This window comes from Mesorhizobium sp. M0074, from assembly GCF_040322975.1.
Lineage (GTDB): Bacteria > Pseudomonadota > Alphaproteobacteria > Rhizobiales > Rhizobiaceae > Mesorhizobium.
In genome coordinates, this window is the sequence record NZ_JAMYUM010000014.1 from 49,071 (window position 1) to 67,909 (window position 18,839).

At 61.8% G+C, this 18,839-nt stretch carries 17 protein-coding genes, 1 tRNA gene and 2 pseudogenes; 15 read left to right on the top strand and 5 right to left on the bottom strand.

Features of this window, described 5'->3' with window-relative positions; translation table 11 throughout:
* Positions 1-68: 68 nt before the first annotated feature.
* Positions 69-590 carry a hypothetical protein gene (locus NKJ73_RS19510; RefSeq protein ID WP_352570682.1) on the top strand — a complete coding sequence of 174 codons (522 nt, stop codon included), beginning with the start codon at positions 69-71 and terminating at the stop codon, positions 588-590.
* Here NKJ73_RS19510 and NKJ73_RS19515 read toward each other — a convergent pair whose 3' ends face one another.
* A complete protein-coding gene (locus NKJ73_RS19515; protein WP_352570684.1) occupies positions 591-1,172 on the bottom strand; it encodes a TetR/AcrR family transcriptional regulator in 582 nt (193 codons plus the stop codon).
* Positions 1,173-1,324: 152 nt separating this feature from the next.
* Here NKJ73_RS19515 and NKJ73_RS19520 point away from each other — a divergent pair, with 152 nt between their 5' ends.
* From NKJ73_RS19520 to NKJ73_RS19530, 3 genes are all read left to right on the top strand, one after another.
* Positions 1,325-2,209 carry a class I SAM-dependent methyltransferase gene (locus tag NKJ73_RS19520; RefSeq protein WP_352570686.1) on the top strand — a complete coding sequence of 295 codons (885 nt, stop codon included), beginning with the start codon at positions 1,325-1,327 and terminating at the stop codon, positions 2,207-2,209.
* A gap of 115 nt (positions 2,210-2,324) precedes the next feature.
* On the top strand, positions 2,325-2,969 hold the full coding sequence (locus tag NKJ73_RS19525; protein WP_502897230.1) for a DUF1007 family protein: 645 nt from the start codon (positions 2,325-2,327) through the stop codon (positions 2,967-2,969).
* 21 nt (positions 2,970-2,990) lie between these two features.
* Positions 2,991-3,704 (top strand): HoxN/HupN/NixA family nickel/cobalt transporter, encoded by a 714-nt coding sequence (locus NKJ73_RS19530; protein WP_352570832.1) that lies wholly within the window; start codon positions 2,991-2,993, stop codon positions 3,702-3,704.
* A gap of 87 nt (positions 3,705-3,791) precedes the next feature.
* On the opposite strand, the gene NKJ73_RS19535 is transcribed toward NKJ73_RS19530, so the two are convergent.
* The 3 genes from NKJ73_RS19535 to NKJ73_RS19545 all read right to left on the bottom strand — a co-directional run bounded on the left by NKJ73_RS19535 (position 3,792) and on the right by NKJ73_RS19545 (position 4,953).
* Positions 3,792-3,995 carry a helix-turn-helix domain-containing protein gene (locus NKJ73_RS19535; protein WP_352570688.1) on the bottom strand — a complete coding sequence of 68 codons (204 nt, stop codon included), beginning with the start codon at positions 3,993-3,995 and terminating at the stop codon, positions 3,792-3,794.
* A gap of 78 nt (positions 3,996-4,073) precedes the next feature.
* Complete coding sequence (locus NKJ73_RS19540; RefSeq protein WP_352570690.1) at positions 4,074-4,316, bottom strand: helix-turn-helix transcriptional regulator; 243 nt, start codon at positions 4,314-4,316, stop codon at positions 4,074-4,076.
* 166 nt (positions 4,317-4,482) lie between these two features.
* Positions 4,483-4,953, bottom strand: coding sequence for a tyrosine-type recombinase/integrase (locus tag NKJ73_RS19545; protein ID WP_502905390.1), 471 nt, complete (start codon positions 4,951-4,953; stop codon positions 4,483-4,485).
* A gap of 473 nt (positions 4,954-5,426) precedes the next feature.
* Between NKJ73_RS19545 and NKJ73_RS19550 the strand changes: the two genes are divergently transcribed.
* Both NKJ73_RS19550 and NKJ73_RS34280 read left to right on the top strand, forming a co-directional pair.
* Entirely contained in the window at positions 5,427-5,618 is a 192-nt protein-coding gene (locus NKJ73_RS19550) for a DUF6494 family protein (RefSeq protein ID WP_023679340.1), read from the top strand.
* Positions 5,619-5,776: 158 nt separating this feature from the next.
* Positions 5,777-5,893: pseudogene (locus NKJ73_RS34280) on the top strand (NAD(P)-dependent oxidoreductase); the annotation flags it as partial.
* Between the two features lie 645 nt (positions 5,894-6,538).
* On the opposite strand, the gene selD reads toward NKJ73_RS34280, so the two are convergent.
* Complete coding sequence (gene selD, locus NKJ73_RS19560; RefSeq protein ID WP_352570694.1) at positions 6,539-7,615, bottom strand: selenide, water dikinase SelD; 1,077 nt, start codon at positions 7,613-7,615, stop codon at positions 6,539-6,541.
* 479 nt (positions 7,616-8,094) lie between these two features.
* Between selD and fdnG the strand changes: the two genes are divergently transcribed.
* From fdnG to NKJ73_RS19605, 9 genes and pseudogenes are all read left to right on the top strand, one after another.
* The gene (gene fdnG / locus NKJ73_RS19565) at positions 8,095-11,181 is read left to right on the top strand and encodes a formate dehydrogenase-N subunit alpha (protein WP_352570696.1); all 3,087 of its coding nucleotides are present in this window, start codon (positions 8,095-8,097) and stop codon (positions 11,179-11,181) included.
* 12 nt (positions 11,182-11,193) lie between these two features.
* On the top strand, positions 11,194-12,144 hold the full coding sequence (fdxH, locus tag NKJ73_RS19570; protein WP_352456093.1) for a formate dehydrogenase subunit beta: 951 nt from the start codon (positions 11,194-11,196) through the stop codon (positions 12,142-12,144).
* Positions 12,131-12,829, top strand: coding sequence for a formate dehydrogenase subunit gamma (locus tag NKJ73_RS19575; RefSeq protein ID WP_023678706.1), 699 nt, complete (start codon positions 12,131-12,133; stop codon positions 12,827-12,829). The genes fdxH and NKJ73_RS19575 overlap by 14 nt, the downstream gene beginning before the upstream one ends.
* A 114-nt stretch (positions 12,830-12,943) precedes the next feature.
* A complete protein-coding gene (fdhE, locus tag NKJ73_RS19580; protein WP_023678707.1) occupies positions 12,944-13,864 on the top strand; it encodes a formate dehydrogenase accessory protein FdhE in 921 nt (306 codons plus the stop codon).
* A 7-nt stretch (positions 13,865-13,871) separates the two neighbouring features.
* Entirely contained in the window at positions 13,872-15,293 is a 1,422-nt protein-coding gene (gene selA / locus NKJ73_RS19585; RefSeq protein WP_352456090.1) for an L-seryl-tRNA(Sec) selenium transferase, read from the top strand.
* Positions 15,280-16,068, top strand: coding sequence for a tetratricopeptide repeat protein (locus tag NKJ73_RS19590; protein WP_352456089.1), 789 nt, complete (start codon positions 15,280-15,282; stop codon positions 16,066-16,068). The genes selA and NKJ73_RS19590 overlap by 14 nt, the downstream gene beginning before the upstream one ends.
* Positions 16,065-17,900 (top strand): annotated as a pseudogene (selB, locus tag NKJ73_RS19595) (selenocysteine-specific translation elongation factor); the annotation flags it as partial. The gene NKJ73_RS19590 and the pseudogene selB, both read left to right, overlap by 4 nt.
* A 123-nt stretch (positions 17,901-18,023) precedes the next feature.
* Positions 18,024-18,119: transfer RNA gene (locus NKJ73_RS19600), tRNA-Sec, on the top strand.
* A 162-nt stretch (positions 18,120-18,281) separates the two neighbouring features.
* Positions 18,282-18,590, top strand: coding sequence for a hypothetical protein (locus NKJ73_RS19605; protein WP_352456088.1), 309 nt, complete (start codon positions 18,282-18,284; stop codon positions 18,588-18,590).
* Positions 18,591-18,839: the final 249 nt, after the last annotated feature.

An 18,839-nucleotide genomic window follows, 5' to 3' on the forward strand; every position in this document is an offset into this window, starting at 1 on the left:
ACCAGGGTACCAATTGGTCCATCTTAATCGTACCGATGGCTCGCTCTTCAGCGCGAGGTGGAACTGATATGTGGAAAGCCCTCTTGGCTTTTGCGCTCGCAGGCGTCTGCCTGACGCCGGCGCATGCCGACAATGTCGATCTGGCGCTAGAAGCTTTTCACGAAACCTGTCTTGCCCATGGTCCAGACTTCGAGCGAACCGCCGCAGTGGCCAAGACGCGTGGATGGACACCGCTATCCGGTGACGCAGCGCTTACTCCAGTCGATGACGTGGATGCCTTTCAGGGATGGACGGTGACTGGCAATGATCTACCTGCCGGAACCATGATCGCGGTGACCAAAGCCACCTTAAGCGGCAAGGCCGTGCAGACCTGCTCCATCAGACTGTTCGACGTCGACCGCCCAACATTCGAACAGCGTTTCTTCGCCCGGACCGACGCCGAAAAGATCGGCGAGGACCGGAATGGAGATCAGGTCTCCAAACTTTACATATTGATTGCAGGCAATCGCAGGCAGCTTGTTCATTTGACTTCGCGGGTCGACACGGGGCGATCGGATTCGATCATTGCAAGCTCGATAGCCGACGACTAGTCAGGCGCCAATGCCTTTTCCGGCCATCCTCTGGAACAGGTCGTCTGCTTGTGCCGGTGAAAGGTTCATGTCGGTGGCGACCCACCATGCGAGGACCGCAAGAAATGCCCCGGCGATGAACTGAATGGCGAATTCAGCGGGCATGCCGCGATCGCTGATCCGTTTCTCGACGAGTTCTTCCCGGACGGCTCGCCGGATACGCTCTCGCAATTCGTCGTGGATCGTATCGCCGCTGCTTGCAAGCAATGCGTGATGAAGCGGTCGGAATGCATGGGCGTGCTCGAACATGGGCAGGCTGAACTCGAACAGGCGGCTACCTGTTTCTTGACCTGCCGCCTCGCGCCTGCGGCCGATCGACCGCAGATGCGCCTCGATGGTCGCGCTGCGCAGAGCATCCTTGTCGGCATAGTGCGTATAGAAGGTCGACCTGCCGACATTGGCCCGCTGGCAAATGTCATCGACAGTGATGGCAGCATAGCCCTGCTCCGGGATCAGGGCGATGAGCGCGTCCTGCAGCAGGCCGCGCGTCCGCGCGACGCGTCGATCGATCGTGTTCCGCTCACCCGCACGTTCGATTTTCATGGCCATGGCCTTCTGCAGTGCCCGGTTTCGGACATTCGGCGGTCCGGTGTCCGACAACAGCATTTCCAGACAGTGTGTCCATTATGATACGCCAAGTCCAGGAGCTCAAATCGGGTTTGGGCACGCCGCAATGAAGCAGAAGGTCGCCGGACATGCACTCATCTGATCATCACGCCGTTAACGGACCGCATTCGCGCAAGAGGGTGATAGCGTTGGCCCTGCTTGCCAAACTGTCGCTGGTCGCCGGCTTCCTCGTGCTCGCCAAATTGGGCATGGGCTATATCGAGGCCGGCGCCTGGACCGCGGCATTCCACGGCCTCGTCCTTGCGGTGATCGCGGGATTGGCGCTGTGGGGCAGCCTGCGTCACATGGGGCTCGTTGGCAACGGTGCGCAGAGCGCGAGCGACAGGGGCATCGGCATCGTCCTGCATCGGGCGGCGGCCTATGACTTACTTGCGCGCGTTCTGACCTTTGGGCGGGAGGGCCGGTTTCGCGAATTCATGCTTCGCCTGGCAAAGCTCCAGGCCGGCGAAGCGATGCTCGATGTGGCCTGTGGAACGGGAACCCTTGCCATTGCGGCGAAGCGACTGGTCGGTTCGGACGGAAGCGTCACCGGCGTCGATGCGTCGGCCGAAATGGTCGAGAGGGCGCGCGCCAAGGCCGAGCAGTCCGGTCTCGATCTGACTTTCGTCAACGGGACGGCGCAGGAGCTTCCCTTCAAGGACGAGCAATTCGACATCGTCGTCGGCACGCTGATGCTGCATCACCTGTCGAAGCCCGTTCGATCGACCTTCGTCGGCGAGGCAGCACGCGTCCTGAAGCCCGCAGGCCGGCTGTTGCTCATCGATTTCGGCAGGCCGGTGCGCAAATCCAGATTGCCCAGGCTTCACAAGCATGGTCATGTCGATATGCATTCGGTCGCCTCGCTGTTGACCAAGAGCGGATTCCAGGTCAGCGACATCGGCGCCGTCGGAACCAAGAACCTGAACTATATTCGCGCAACGATGAAAAAGGACCAGCCAAGTCAGGCGTCGTGATGATGCTCAGACGCTGGTTGCATGGCGACCTGTTCTGATATGACCCATTTCGGCCTGCTTGCAATGGCAGGTGTCCTACCCGATGCGGAATCGACGAGCGAAATGTGAGTGAAAAATGCAACTGACGGGCATGGTATCAGGCGCGGCGCTGTTGCTCGCTTCCGCCGCGGCAGCGAACACTCATCCGCATGTGTTTGCCGAAGCGAAGCTGGACCTGACCGTCGGTCCAGACAGGACGGTCAAGTCGCTTCGGCATTCCTGGCGTTTCGACGACCTCTTTTCCAGCACTGTGCTGATGGAATTCGACAAGAATTCCGACCTTGTCCTTGATGCCAAGGAACTCGACGAAGTCGCTCTCACCGTCCATGCGTCGCTGGCCGAGTACAACTACTTTCAGATGGTGACCTTGAACGGCAAGGACGTGACGATGGCGCCACCGCCGAAGTTCAGCGTCAGCTATGAAAACGATCAACTCGTCGTCAAGTTCGAAACGCAGCCGAAGGACCCTTTGGCCCTAGCTGGAAAAGTCAGCATCGGCGTGTACGACCCGACCTTCTACACGGCGATCGATTTTACGAACGACGACAAGATTGCTGTGGCTGGCCTGCCTGAAGGATGCTCACGCGCGATCGTGCGTCCAGATCCGGACACGGCCATCGCGCAGAACCAGAAGAGCCTGACAGACGCGTTCTTCAGTGATCCGACGGGGACGGATCTCGGCAAGATTTTCGCGACACGCCTCGAACTGACCTGCGGCTGAAGCGGAGCCGGTTCGATGGCCATGTTCCAGACGCTGGTCGAGTTCCAACGCACGATCTACCTGGCGCTTGCCGAGCAGATCAAACTGCTTGCGGCCGGCGGCGATTGGCTGGCCTTCACGGCTTTTCTGCCGATGGGCATTCTGTTCGGTGCAGCGCATGCGCTGACACCAGGACACAGCAAGGCGGTCCTGGCCACGTATCTGGCGGGTTCGGACGCAAAGGTTTCTCGAGGCCTCCTCGTATCGACAACCCTATCGATCACCCATGTGACAACAGCGGTTCTGATTGCGGTCCTTTCCTTGCCGCTTGTCTCAATCGCCCTGGGTAGTGTTGGCCGCGCTCCTCTGCTGGAAGACATCAGCCGCGGACTGCTTGGGTTGATCGGCCTATGGATGCTGTGGCGGGCACTCAGCCATGGGCATCATCACAAGCACGAAGGCGAAGCCGTCGGAGTCATGGCTGGACTGATTCCTTGTCCGCTCACGCTGTTCGTCATGACGTTTGCGATCGCGCGCGGCGTGCCGGCGGCCGGCATCCTGTTCGCCGGCACGATGATGATTGGCGTGGCGATCACGCTGTCAGCCGTCGCAATTCTCTCGATCCTACTGCGCGAACGCCTGGTCTGGTTTGTCGAAGGCAGGTCGCGTCTGTTCGAAGCGATCACGCGTTCTATCGAGGGCTTGGCTGGCGCTGCCCTGATCGCCCTCGCGATCCATGAAATCTTGCTTCGCTGATTTGATGAAGACACGACTGTCGGTGCAGGAGCGCTGCACCCGAACTCCGCTGTAGCGATTTCTGTCCTCCGTGGGTGGCGCAGAGTGTCAACGCTGTGCGGGGATGCGGGGCGCTGCAGGCGAGGCCGTCGTCATACGCCGGCAACTTTCCGCCCAGGCGTCGAGGTCGTCGACCGCGTAGCGGACATATTTGCCGAACTTGTGGAAGATCGGGCCGCCGCCAAGGGAACGGTAGCATTCCAGAGAATGGGCCTCCAGGGCTAGGTATTTGGCGGCGGCTTCAGTGTCCACGAAGCGGATCGGGCCAGCGTCTTTGATGAAGACTGCGCGTTTCAGAATATCGGCTGAGGGCCATCGGAGTGCGAACGGTCAGGCATTGCGCCCCTCCCGACCCGCCTGGGATTCCTCAGACGTTGAAGCGAAGCGGCGGGAGTCGACCCAGGTGTCGAGTTCATCCATGCGATAGAGGACGGTCCCGCCGACTTTTCGATAGGCAGGCCCGCCCCCGGAGGAGCGAAGCTTCTCTAGGGTGCGATAGGAAAGGTTGAGATAAAGCGCCGCCTGGCGCGTGCGGAGCCACCGCGAGCCGAGCGCGATTGCGCGATCGGCCATCGCGGTCTGACCATATCCGACCTGTGGCTACGGGTTTGGAGGTTTTCATTCCGCCGCCTCCGCGCTGACAGGCCCGCGCCGACTTCCAGGTGGTGCAGTGCGGTTGTCGCCCTTGCGGTGGCGGAACGGCCGATAATTTCCGACCTTGATACGAGGCTGGTATTTCTCATCGTCGAGGCCCGCGAGCGGGGCTGACGGCCTGACCTCCTTGGCCGACCCCGGAACTTTGCTTGGCTCGGCTTTGACTGTCTCCGGCGCGGATGATGGCCGGCGCACGGGGCGTCAGTACCGATCGGCGACGAGCTGCGACCACGTCGGCGGCCGAGCGGACCGGGTCGTCCTCGTTGTGGATGTAGCGCATGAACATCGCGACGGTCTTATGGGCGGTCAGGGCCATACCGACCTTCAACGGCACGCCGGAATTGGCAATGTCCGTAGCGGCGCGATGCCGGATGCCGTGCGTTCCGGCATGGGGAATGCCCGCCCGCTTCAGGACACGTCGCCATCCGTGATGGTAGGTGTTCGCCGTCATCGATTTTGCTGGGTTGAAGATGGACGGGCAGACGAATGGCGAGTTTTCGAAGCGTGGCGCTTCGTATAAAAGACGATGGGCTTCGTCGCTGAGCGGTTTGATCATGTCGCCGGTCTTGCTGTCCGGCCAAGTGACGCGGCGCTGTTCAAGGTCTATTCAGGACCATTCTAGTGACAGCACTTCTGACATTCGAGCAGCGAATTCGAATTGCAGGCGGATCGCCAGGTCAGGAACGGATGTTCGAGCCCGTCCTGCTCCGCCGCATCGAGATAGGTGAAGAGCTTGCGCCCTCCCAATCGAACCCAAAGAAGCGCCGAGTGCTGATCAGATCGATTTGAGGTACTCGATCAGATCACCCTTTTCCTGATCGGTCAGATCAAGGCCGAGATGGCCGTCATAGTGCTCCTTCTGCGCAAGACGTCGATCGGTTCACTCCTCCTGCCAGGGTCGATCAAGTTAAGGACCCGACGTCTCCTCCCGGCTCGAGGTCTATTTCAATAAAACCGTGCGTCACCGTCCTGCTTCCTTGATCCCTTGCCTTCCGTTACAATCCCTTCCGGACACAGAGGAGTTCCGCCATGAGCGAAGACGCCGTGAACATGTCGATCCGCAAGTTCCTGAAGGAAGTCGGCGTCACCTCCCAGCGCAAGATCGAGGAGACGGTGCGCGAAGGGCAAATCGGCGGCAAGAAGCTGAAGGTCCGCATGACGCTGACGGCGGAAGGCACCGGCCTCAACCACGTGGTGGACGGCGAGATCGAACTTCCATAAGCCGGGCGAAGCGACCTAGCGAAACGGCCGACGCGGCCGAAAGCGGTCGAGACGGATCAGCGGTTGGAATGGCGTCTGGCCGGGTCGATGTAGTACCGCTCACCCCACGCTCTTGCGACTCGAGGGAACGCGAAAGACCGACCCTAAGCGGAAGCTCGCTCGCTCCGGGTCAATTCACGGCCATCACCCTTTACGTGTTTGAGCGTGAACCGCCGGAAGCTTCATCGTCGTTGTGGACTCATCCCAGGGTGACCATCACACCTCATGTCGCGAGCTTCTGGGTGGATTCTGGAATCGACTAGGTCGCCGATCTCTGCGGTCAAGTCGCAAGAGGAGAGCCTCTGTCCAACAAAATCGACCTCGAACGGGGTTATTGAATCGAAGTAGTGTGTTTACCCATTTAAGCAGCTTCCGATCTTATGAAGCGCGGACATCAGCGCGCGCGTCACCCGGCTAATGCATCATCAGCGTGAGCATGCTTTCAAAGAGCGCCAAGCGAGAACCTTCCCGTCAACCACGGCGAGCGCGGCAACGGAAATTCGTAGCCAGACATCGGCGATTTAAGGCTAAGACCGGCAAGGCATGCTTTCCAAGAGCCGCTATTATGACGTGGAAACCATGAATATTACTCTTGATATTCCAAAGCTGATGCTCGAAATAGCAAATATACTTGTACGCCAGCGTCATATGAGAGCGTAGGGAGGGCGAGGTCCGATTTGCAGGCTGGAAGAGGTACCTTTCTTACGTTCACCACGCGCCGAGGCCGCATTGAAACATGCTCTTTTCGTCACGGCTTAATAGGAACTGCAGCGCAACGGGTGGGGCGGGCGTCTTTGCCTGCCGATCCAGTGGTGGCAGGAGGTGGAGTGCCGCGAACTGGAGGGCGCACCCCGTCATCTGGCGGGAAGCGGAGCGGCCGTTCAGGCCTCTACTACTATTGTCGGCGCGCCGGGCCTGGCATGGCCGATGATGCGAGCCGAAGGATAGCCGTCCGCGACGATCCTCTCGACGAGCGCCGCTGCGTGGTCGGTCTCGCAAGCAACCAGCAACCCGCCCGAAGTCTGTGGATCCGTGAGAAGATGGCGTCGCCACTCGGGCATGCCGGGAGGTAAGCTTACCGCGTCGCCATAGCTCGCCCAGTTGCGCCGCGATGCGCCGGTGACGTGCCCGTCGACCGCGAGCGAGGCAGCTTCGGAAAAGAGCGGCACGTCGTGGCTGCAAATTATCAGCGTGCACCCGGAACCGCGTGCCATCTCGAGGCCATGTCCGAGCAAGCCAAATCCGGTCACGTCGGTGACGGCGTGGACGCTCGCGTCCTGCGCCAGCTCCGATCCGATCCTGTTGAGAAGGGTGGTGGAGGCGATCATTTCGCGATAGCCGCTCTCGGAAAGCGCCTGCTTCTTGATGGCGGCGGAGTAGATGCCGACGCCGAGCCCTTTCGTCAGGATCAAGGCGTCACCCGGCCTGGTGTCAGAATTGCGTCGGATATCTCCCGGTCGGCATGTGCCGATGACTGCGAGGCCATAAATCGGCTCCGGCGAGTCGATCGAGTGGCCACCTGCAACCGGGATTCCGGCGTCGGCGCAGACAGCTTCGCCACCTTTCAGGATTTCGCGGACCATGAGCATCGGGATCTTGTCGAGAGGCATCCCGAGGATCGCCAGCGCCATGATCGGCCGGCCACCCATCGCATAGATATCGGACAGGGCGTTGGTTGCGGCAATCCGGCCGAAATCGTAGGGGTCATCTACCATAGGCATGAAGAAGTCGGTGGTCGCGATGACGCAAGTGGCGCCGTCGAGTTGCCAGACTGCCGCATCGTCGCCGGTCTCCGTGCCGACGAGAAGCTGATGATAGGGACTGGCAGCCGCCGGATTAGCGAGAAGCTGCTGCAGCACTGACGGTGCCAGCTTGCAACCGCAACCGCCGCCATGGGCGAGGCTGGTCAGGCGCACAACGGGCGCATCGGTGATTTCGGGCGAGAGGGCGATTGCCATAGTCGTCGAGCCTCCTCTGCTGGCACGCTTTAGTAGGGATCAAGGTCAACCGGAATGGAAAATACGATCGCGCCAACGCACGGCGCGTTTGGAGCACGCTTGCTCTCAGCGGATTTCATTAAGTTAGGAAAGGCAAGCACCGTATCCGGCGTGCGAGGCATCGCCGTCATTGGGTATCGATCGAAAGGCGCCCCGACCCGCGGGAGCTGTTTCATCACCACGCTTTACTGTATGGTAATGCGTTCGTTTTCGTCAATCGCAGTCGCGGTCACGAAAAGATGACAAGAATATTCAACAATAATACACAATGCCGATTTGCGGGCACAAACCTGTTGCAGGAAGGCAGTTCGGAGGGGCACTTTTGCTGCACCGTACGCACCTCGTTCTATGGCATTGATTTTATTTGGCCCGAGACTAGTTACTCGGATTGAACCGTTGGTTCGAGTTGCCTTGTGGGGCATCGGCTTCGGGAGGAACCCATGAACATCGATCTTTCTCGACGCGCGTTCCTGCAAACAGCAGGCGCGGGTCTCGCCGGTACTACGCTTGGAGCCCTCGGCTTCGGCGATAGCGAGGCCGCACACGCGGCGGCTATACGGCCCTTCAAGCTCGCGAACACCACCGAAACACGCAACACCTGTCCATACTGCTCGGTGGCTTGCGGCATAATCTTGTATTCGAAGGGCGATCTCAGAAAGGGCGAGCCGGCCGAGATCACCCATATCGAGGGTGATACTGATCATCCGACCAATCGCGGCACCTTGTGCCCCAAAGGGTCGGCGCTGCTCGGATTTGTCAAGTCGCCGACCCGTCTGCAACATCCGATGATCCGCAAACCGGGCTCGGACAAGTTCGAGCCGATAAGCTGGGAAGACGCGCTCGGCCGCATCGCCCGCCTGATGAAGGACGATCGCGACAAGAACTTCGTCGCGACGAACAATGACGGCGTGACGGTCAACCGGTGGATCACCACCGGCTTCCTCGCCGCCTCGGCTTCGACCAATGAAACCGCGTTCGCGACCTACAAGGTGGTCCGCAGCGCGGGCATGCTGGTGTTCGACAACCAGGCACGTGTCTGACACGGCCCGACGGTGGCGAGTCTCGCCCCAACATTCGGCCGCGGCGCAATGACCAATTCCTGGACCGACATCAAGAACACGGATCTCGTCGTCATCATGGGCGGCAATGCCGCGGAAGCGCATCCTTGCGGCTTCAAATGGGTCACAGAGGCGAAGGCCAACCGCGGCGCCAAGCTCATCGTCATCGACCCGCGCTTTACGCGCTCGGCTTCGGTGTCGGATCTTTACGCGCCGATCCGCCAGGGAACGGACATCGCCTTCCTGCTCGGGCTGATCAACTACTGCATCCAGAACGATAAGGTGCAATGGGACTATCTGAAGACCTTCACCAACGCGACGTATGTCGTCAAGGAAGGCTTCACCTATCAGGACGGCCTCTTCTCCGGCTATAACGAGGCGAAGCGAGACTATGACAAGTCCAGTTGGGATTATGACATAGGCACGGACGGCTTTGCCGTTGTCGACGCAACATTGGCCAATCCCCGCTGCGTCTGGAATCTGCTCAAGAAGCATGTCGCGGTCTACACGCCGGAGATGGTCGAGCGCATCTGCGGCACACCCAAGGACCGGTTCCTGAAGGTGGCCGCGATGGTCGCCGAGACGTCGTCTCCGACCAAGGCGATGACCTCGATGTACGCGCTCGGCTGGACCCAGCACTCGAAGGGCTCGCAGAACATCCGCGCCATGGCGATGCTGCAGCTTGTTCTCGGCAATATTGGTATACGCGGCGGCGGCATGAACGCGCTTCGCGGTCACTCCAACATCCAGGGGCTGACCGACCTCGGGCTGATGTCGAACCTGCTGCCCGGTTATCTGACGCTGCCGACCGAGAAGGAGGTCGATCTGGCAGCCTACATGTCGACCCGAGGCTTCAAGCCGCTCCGGCCGAACCAGATGAGCTACTGGCAGAACTACAGGAAGTTCTTCGTAAGCTTCCAAAAGTCAATGTGGGGCAACGCGGCAACGCCGGAGAACGGCTTCGCCTATGACTACCTGCCGAAGCTCGACCTGCCGGGGTACGATCTGCTGCGGGCTTTCGAGCTGATGCACCAGGGCAAGATGAACGGCTATTTCTGCCAGGGCTTCAACCCGCTACAGGCAGCTCCGAACAAGAAGAAGGTGATCGAGTCCCTCTCGAAGCTCAAATACCTCGTCATCATGGATCCGTTGGACACGGAGACGGGCCGGTTCTGGGAGAACCACGGGCCGTACAACGATGTCGATCCGTCGCAGATTCAGACGGAAGTCTACCAGCTTCCCTCCACCTGCTTCGCCGAGGACGACGGTTCGCTGGTCAATTCGGGGCGCTGGCTGCAGTGGCATTGGGCCGGCGGCACGCCCCCCGGCGAGGCCAAACGCGATACCTGGATTATGGCGCAGCTCTATCTGCGCCTGAAGGAGCTCTACACCAAGGAAGGCGGCGCCTTCGCCGAGCCGATCGTCAAGCTCAACTGGCCTTATGCCGATCCCGGCGATCCGACGGCCGAGGAGCTTGCCCAGGAGATCAATGGTAGGGCGCTCGCCAGGGTAACCGACACGGCCGACCCGACAAAGGTGCTGGCCGAGGCCGGAAAGCTCTTGCCGGGCTTCGCCGCGCTGCGCGACGACGGCTCCACCTCCTGCGGCTGCTGGATCTATTCCGGCTGCTTCAATGAAAACGGCAACAACATGGCCAGGCGGGACACGACCGATCCTGACGAAACCGGCGCCTATTCCAAATGGGCGTTCTCATGGCCTGCCAACCGCCGCATTCTCTACAACAGGGCGTCGGCTGACCTCACCGGAAAGGCTTGGGATCCAAGCCGCAAGGTGATTGAATGGGACGGCACGAAATGGTCGGGCTACGATGTCCCCGACATCTTGCCAACGGCAAAGCCCGATCAAGTAGGCCCGTTCATCATGAATCCGGAAGGCGTCTCGCGCCTCTTTACCCGGGGCATGATGCGCGACGGACCATTCCCGGCGCATTACGAGCCATTCGAGTCGCCCATCGCGAACCCGATAGCTCCCAAAGTCCGCGGCAACCCCGCAGCGCGGGTGTTCGAAGGCGATATGGCCCAGTTCGCCGAATCGGCTTCGCAGGAGTTCCCCTACGCGGCGACCTCCTACCGACTGACCGAGCATTTCCACTTCTGGACCAAGCACGTCATCACCAATGCGGTGATGCAGCCGGAGTTTTTCGTGGAAATTTCCGAACAGCTTGCGGCCGAGAAGGGCATCACCAAAGGCGGCTGGGTGCGCGTCTGGTCGAAGCGCGGTTCCGTTGTGGCGAAGGCCATGGTGACCAAGCGGATCAGGCCGCTCACCTGCGATGGCAAGACCGTCCACATCGTCGGAATACCGCTGCACTGGGGTTTCACGGGAGCGGCGAAGAAAGGCTTTGGCCCGAACATGCTCACCCCGTTTGTCGGCGACGCCAACATCGAGACGCCGGAATACAAGGCGTTCCTTGTCAACATCGAGCCCATCGCCGGGCCGGTAGCGTAGGAGGAGTAAGCGATGTTTCCTCCACTTCCAAATCCTTCGACGACGGATACCGCACCGCGTTTTTCCGACAAGGACCTCATCCGCCGCTCTGCCTCGACGGTTCCCGCGCCCGAGCAGCAATTGACGGAAGTCGCCAAGCTCATCGATGTTTCGAAATGCATCGGCTGCAAGGCGTGCCAGACGGCCTGCATCGAGTGGAACGACACGCATCCGGAGATCGGCTTCAATGCCGGCGTCTATGAGAATCCTGCCGATCTGACGCCGGACATGTTCACGCTGATGCGCTTCAGCGAATGGGACAATCCCGAGACAAACGAACTCGAATGGCTGATCCGCAAGGATGGCTGTATGCACTGCGCTGACCCGGGCTGCCTCAAGGCTTGTCCGGCACCAGGCGCCATAGTGCAGTATTCGAACGGCATCGTCGATTTCGTCCATGAGAACTGCATCGGCTGCGGCTATTGCATCAAGGGTTGCCCGTTCAACATTCCGCGCATCTCCAAAGTCGATCACACGGCCTACAAATGCACGCTCTGCTCCGACCGCGTGGCTGTCGGCCAGGGACCAGCCTGCGCCAAGGCCTGCCCGACCCAGGCGATCGTGTTCGGCACGAAAGACGAGATGAAACAGCACGCCGACGGCCGCATCAAGGACCTGAAATCGCGCGGCTATTCGAATGCCGGCCTCTACGATCCGCCCGGCGTCGGAGGGACGCATGTGATGTATGTGCTGCACCATGCCGACCAGCCGGAACTCTATTCTGGTCTGCCGAAGGAGCCGAAGATCAGTCCGCTCGTGGAGGCGTGGAAGGGCGTGACCAAATATGCCGGCCTCACCATTCTCGGCGTGGCGGCCGGCGTCGGCCTGCTTCACCATCTGGTGATGGGACCGAACAGGGTCTCCGAGACGGATGAGGAGCATGCCGAAGAGCTGACGGAAGGCGACAACGATGGCCGCGTATGACGTGAAGCCGAACGAGCAGGTACATCCCGGCAAGCCAGTCATCGTGGACCGCTACACGGTGAGCGCGCGGATCAACCATTGGATCACGGCGGCCAGCCTGATCCTGCTCGCCTTGTCCGGCCTTGCCATGTTTCACCCGAGCCTGTTCTTCCTGTCGGGGCTGTTTGGCGGCGGCCAGTTCACGCGCTTCATTCATCCATGGATCGGCGTCTTGCTGTTCTTCAGCTTCCTTGGGCTTTTCCTTCGGTTCTGGAAGGCCAATTTGTGGAGGCCCGAGGACGGAACGTGGCTCGCCCGTTTCCGTGACGTATTGTCCAATCACGAGGACAACGTCCCCGAAGTCGGCAAGTACAATGCCGGCCAGAAGCTCGTCTTCTGGTCAATGTCGATCCTCATCGTCATCCTGATTTCGAGCGGCATCGTCATCTGGCAACAATATTTCGCCGCTTACACCACGATCGGTCAGCAGCGGGTGGCGCTGCTTGTTCATTCGATCGCTGCCGTGGCGATCATCGGCGTCTGGATTATCCATTTCTATTCGGCCATCTGGGTACGCGGCACCATTCCCGCCATGACGCGCGGACGGGTGACCGGCGGCTGGGCTTGGCGGCATCATCGCAAATGGCTGCGTGAACTGATCGCAGGCAAACCGGACGGACGTTCGGGATCGAATCCCGCCGAATGAGCGGGTATTTGTTTTTACGCAATTCCGGACGGAAAACCGTTATACACTTTTCGTGGAATTGCTCCGGAGCAGTATCAAGCCGACCACGTGGCCCGTGAGGTTCGTGAGGTTGAAATGCCAAAGCAACAAGATCCGTCACGCCCTGACCCGACTGTAATCGGCGAGGTCTCGGCCCCACCCTTTGCGCGCCTGCCTGATCCGCGGACCTTGTTCATTCGCCGCTCCGAGCGATTGGATGTGTTGGCGGATGACCACCAGCTCGGCCCCTATCTCCGCTTCCTCTCTGCACTGACGGATGCGCAGCACCGCATCCAGGACGGCTTGCCGGAGATCGAATTGCCGACCGCGGAGGCGCGCGAGCGCGCACGAACCTTCGGTATGCCGCCGCTCGATCGCAACCAATCCACTTCGGATGCCGCCCTTGGAATGACGCTCGGCCGCCTGTTCGAAGTGGCAGCCACGATCGAAAAACCCAAGGCGGCCGCAGCCGCCTTGGACAGGCTGGCGAATATCGATGCGTCCGGGGTCGACTCCATGGTGCGCAATGTGCTCACCGATGCGATCCCAATGAACGCGCTTGCCGAGCATGTCTATGTCGCGGCCGCGCTGCAGGTTCACTTTGCCCGCCTCGCGGCATGTCTCGACAGCTCGAAGCTGGTTCCGGTTGCCGACGGCGCCTGTCCGGCCTGCGGTGGGCCGCCCGTATCCTCGATCATCGTCGGTTGGCACGGCGCACACGGGGCGCGGTTCTGCGTCTGCGCGCTGTGTGGAACATTGTGGAACCACGTCCGTGTCAAATGTACGCTGTGCGGCTCGACCAAGGGGATAGGCTATCAGGAAATCGAGGGAGGCCCTGGCACGGTCAAGGCCGAGACCTGCGATGCATGCGGCTGCTATGTAAAGATCCTGTACCAGCACAAGGATCCGGCTCTCGATCCGGTCGCCGACGACGTGGCGACGCTCGGCCTCGACCTGCTCGTCCGCGAGGGTGGCCATCGCCGCGGATCGTTCAATCCGTTCCTTGTTGGCTATTGAGGATACGATGACCGCTTCATCCGCAAACCCTTTGCGCAATCTTCCGTCGGTCGACCAAGTGCTGAGGACCCCGCTGGCGGCGGCCGCAATCGAGCGCTTCGGACGGCAGGCCGCGACGGAGGCCATTCGCCGAGCCGTCGCCGATGCACGAATGGCCTCCCGCAATGCCGCAGCCGTCGTGCCGGAGGCAAACGATCTTGCCGGCGACGCGCTCGTGCAGCTCAGGGACGGCGAACGCTCTTCCCTGCGTCCCGTTTTCAACCTGACCGGAACGGTGCTGCATACCAATCTCGGACGAGCCCTCCTCGCGAAAGAGGCGGTCGAGGCTGTTCGGCTGGCGATGCGCGAAGCGGTGGCTCTCGAATTCGATGTCGAGAAAGGCGAGCGCGGCGAACGGGACGATCATCTTCGATCGCTCGTTTGCGAGCTGACCGGAGCCGAGGATGCAACCGTCGTCAACAACAACGCGGCTGCCGTCCTTCTCGTGCTCAACACGCTGGCGCTCGGTCGCGAAGCGATCGTTTCGCGAGGCGAGTTGATCGAGATCGGCGGCTCTTTCCGGATGCCCGAGATCATGACGCGCGCCGGCGCCAGGCTTGTCGAGGTCGGCACCACCAACCGCACGCATCGCAAAGACTATGTCGCGGCGATCGGCCCGGAGACCGGGCTCATCCTCAAGGTGCACACGTCGAACTACCGGGTCGAAGGATTCACGGCCGAGATCCGGGCACCCGAGCTCGCTTCAATCGCAAAGGCGCATGGGGTACCGCTGGTCCATGATCTCGGTTCGGGCACGCTGGTCGATCTAGCCCGCTACGGCCTTGGGCGCGAGCCGACCGTGCGCGAGGCGGTCGCCGACGGCGCCGATCTCGTCACATTCTCCGGCGACAAGCTGCTTGGCGGTCCGCAGGCGGGTTTCATTGTCGGCCGCAGGGACCTGCTCGCAGCGATCAGCCGCAACCCGATGAAGCGGGCGCTCAGGGTCGACAAGCTTCGTCTGGCCGCGCTCGAGGCGACGTTGAAGCTCTACCGCGACCCCGACCGCCTGGCCGAGCGCCTGCCGACGCTAAGGCTGCTCTCGCGCTCGGTGAGGGAGATTGCAGCGCAGGCAAAGCGCCTTGCTCCCCTGGTTGCTGACGCCGTGGGCGAAGCCTTTGCGGTCGACACGGTGGAGTGCCGGAGCCAAGTCGGATCCGGCGCGCTGCCGCTCGAAACTGTGCCAAGCGCCGGGCTTGCTCTCAAGCCGCGCTCAGGGAGCGGCCGGGCGCTCGAAGCGCTTGCGGCTTCGCTGCGTGGGCTGGGCGTCCCCGTGATCGGGCGCATCGAAAACCAGGCGCTCGTGCTCGATTTCCGCTGCCTGGAAGACGAGGCGAACTTCATCGCCAATCTAGCCGGCTTAAATCTGGGAGGAACCGATGCGCTGGCTTGACCGCCTTGCGCGCCGCCCAGCCGAGACGCCTGTGGCCGCACGCATGACCGAGGCCCTCGAAGCCGCGCGGCGAGGCGATCATGCCGTGGCTCTCTCCATATGGGAGCCGCTGGCTCACCAGGGCGTTGCCCGCGCTCAGAACAATATCGGCGCCTGCTTCGCCGAAGGGCTCGGCGTCGAGCGTGATGCGGATATGGCCTTTCGCTGGCTGGCGCTCGCCGCCGAGGCAGGAGATCCTGTCGGGCAAAGGAACCTGGCGTCCCTCTATTTCCGCGGCGAAGGCGTTCAGCAGGACTTTCGCCGGGCGGCCCAGCTCTATCGGGCCGCAGCGGAAACTGGCGACGGACCGGCGCAGGATATGCTGAGCTGGATGCTGCTGGAGGGCGAAGTGATGGCTCCCGATGCCGGCGAGGCGCGACGCTGGGCGCTTGCCGCGGCCGATCAGGGCATCGCATCCGCTATGACCCGGATCGGCATGCTTTATCACAATGCGCTCGGCGTGCCGCGCGATCCGGACGAGGCTGTCCGCTGGTGGCGCCGTGCTGCCATGCGAGGAGACGCCGAAGGGCAGGCAATGCTCGGCGCCGCCTGCCATCTTGGTACGGGCGTGCCGGCTGACGCGGTCGAGGCGCTGGTTTGGCTCCTGCGTGCCGAGGCAGGCGGCAGCGCCCTTGCCCGCCGCTATCTGGCTGCGGTGCGGGCCGAATTGAGCGCGGGCGATGCCGCCGAGGCCGAGCGTCGCGCCGCCGCGCCGTTGCCGGAGACCGCATCATGATCGTCGGCACGGCGGGACATGTCGATCATGGCAAAACTGCGCTGGTGCATGCGCTGACCGGTATAAACACCGATCGTTTGCAGGAGGAAAAGACACGCGGCATGACCATCGATCTCGGCTTCGCCTATTTGCCGGTGCCGGGTGGGGATAGCATCGGTTTCGTCGATGTTCCCGGGCACGAGCGTTTCGTACACACGATGCTCGCCGGCGCCAGCGGCATCGACTTCGTGTTGCTCGTGGTGGCCGCCGACGACGGCGTCATGCCGCAAACCCGGGAGCATCTCGCCATCGTCGATCTGCTCGGTGTCAAGCGCGGCGCCGTCCTGCTCACCAAATGCGATCTGGGCGGTCCCGAGCGCCGCACCGCGGTTGCGAGCGAGATCCGCGCAGTAATTGCCGGGACGATGCTTGCCGAGGCCCCCCTGATTCCCGTCTCGGTCGTTACGGGCGAAGGTATCGATGAACTCAGGTATCTCTTGTTCGAGGAGGCGTCGCATCTTGCCCGGCGTGCAGTTTCGGGCCGTTTTCGATTAGCGGTGGACCGCTCTTTCACGCTGCGCGGCGTGGGCACCGTCGTGACGGGCACCGTGCTTTCGGGTTCTCTCGGTATTGGGGACAACGTGGTCGTAAGCCCGTCGGGATTGCTTGCGCGGGTTCGATCGATCCACGCCCAGAACCGGCCGACTGAAGGTGGTCGGTCGGGAGACCGTTGCGCGCTCAATCTGACCGGCGAAAGGGTTTTCAAGGAGGCGATCCGGCGCGGCGACGTAATTGTCGATCCGAAGCTTCACGCGCCGTCGGACCGGATCGATGCAAGCCTTCGCGTTCTGCCGGGTGAACGCAAGCCGATCGGCCAATGGTTTCCGGTGCGGCTCCACCATGCCGCGACGGAGGTCGGGGCACGCATCGTACTCCTCGGAGACGAACCGATCGAGCCTGGCGGCACGGCCAATGTTCAATTGGTGCTGGACAGTCCGATCGCGGCCGCTGCCGGCGACGTTTACGTGGTGCGCGACACCTCCGCGCAGCGAACCATCGGCGGCGGACATTTTCTCGATCTGCGGGCGCCCAGCCGCAAACGCCGCGCGCCGGAACGGCTGGTCCAACTTGATGCCCATGCGCTATTGGCGCCCGAACTGGCCGCCGCCGCACTCCTTGATGCGCCGCCCCACTATTTCGACCTGAAGGCTTTCGCGCGCGACAGGGCGCTTAGTGACTGCGAGACGGAAGGCCTGATCGATCAACTCGGGCTTGTCCGTTTTGCCGTCGGAGAAATGCTCCTCGTGCTGTCGCCGGAGCGCTGGTTGCGAATCAAGCGCGACTTGGCCGCGACCCTGGGGACCTTCCATGCCGACAATCCCGATTTGCCGGGCGTAGGAATGGAGAGACTGCGTATTGGGCTTGATCCACGTCTGCCGGCGCCCGCTTTCACGGCAGTTCTGCGGAGCCTTTCGCACGCTGGAGAAGTTGCCTTGGACGGCGCCTGGGTGCGGCTGCCCGGTCATGAGGCGCACCTGATGGCAAAGGATGAAACTCTCTGGCTGCAAGTCCAGCCTCTCATCGGCGGACCCGAACGGTTCCATCCGCCGAGAGTGTGGGATATTGCCGAGGTGCTGGCCGCGCCGGCGACGGAAATCCGGCGGCTTCTGAAGCTTGCCGGCCGTATGGGGAAGGTCCACGAGGTCGCTCATGACCACTTCTTCCAGCGCGAGGCGTTGGCGCAGATCGTGGAGATCGCGCGCGACCTCGCTGCGTCGATGCCCACAGAGCAGTTCACCGCTGCTCAATTTCGCGATCGCGTGGGCAGCGGACGCAAGGTCGCCATCCATATCCTCGAATTTCTCGATCGGCACGGCGTGACGCTGCGGCGGGGAGACTTGCGCCGTCTGAACAGGCGCAGGCTGGACCTGTTCCGCCTGACAGGCGAGGGTGAGCCGCCGATGGCGCAAATTTCCGGAGGAGCATCGTCCCCGGTGGGGCGTCCGGACTTCAAATCCGGGAGGGGCCGCGAGTCGGTCTCTGGTGGGTTCGACTCCCACTCTCTTCCGCCATCCTAGTGAGCCAAGATGAACCCGACGGCTTCCTTTCTGAATGACCTGAAAACGACGGCTGAGACCGCCAGGACAACCGAGGCAAGCTTCAGGCGACAAGCGGCCAATCAGATCGCGGTTCTGGAACAGGAGCGCGCTTTCGCCTTCAGGCGGCTCAACCTCATGCAGGCGATCTCGGACGCCGTGGCCTCAGCCGAAAGTGAGGAGATCGCCGTGGCCAGCGCTTTGGCCGTCCTGCGCTTGCGGCTCGGCTGGAATGCGGACAGCGAGGCGCGCACGGAAGCGATCACGCATTTTGGCCCCGTTGCGCTTGCGTTGTTCCAGGCTGCGAGGCTGCCCGAGGACGAACCCGCCACCAATATCGGCGAGGCCCTTGCGATTTTTGAGCATTGGTACTCCGAATCCCGGGGATCGCCGTTCTGGTTGCTATTCGAGCACCAGATCGTGGACACGCCGCTGGTCGACTTTTGACCGACGGACTTTTCGGCATACCCGGATGTGAAAGCAGAGAGCGCAACGTCGCTTTATTACCGACGACACGATGCGGTAACCGGCGCCTCGGTTACCGCCGCAAGCAGCTGCTTGGGCGCGGACGCCGGAAGGCGTTCACTCCCATGACATGGGAGCCATATTCGAGCCTTATGTCGTCGAGGTTGGCCGGTTACCTAGAGATCGCGCGCGCTCTCAAGCCAGGGGATATGTGACAGAACGAAAGGCGCT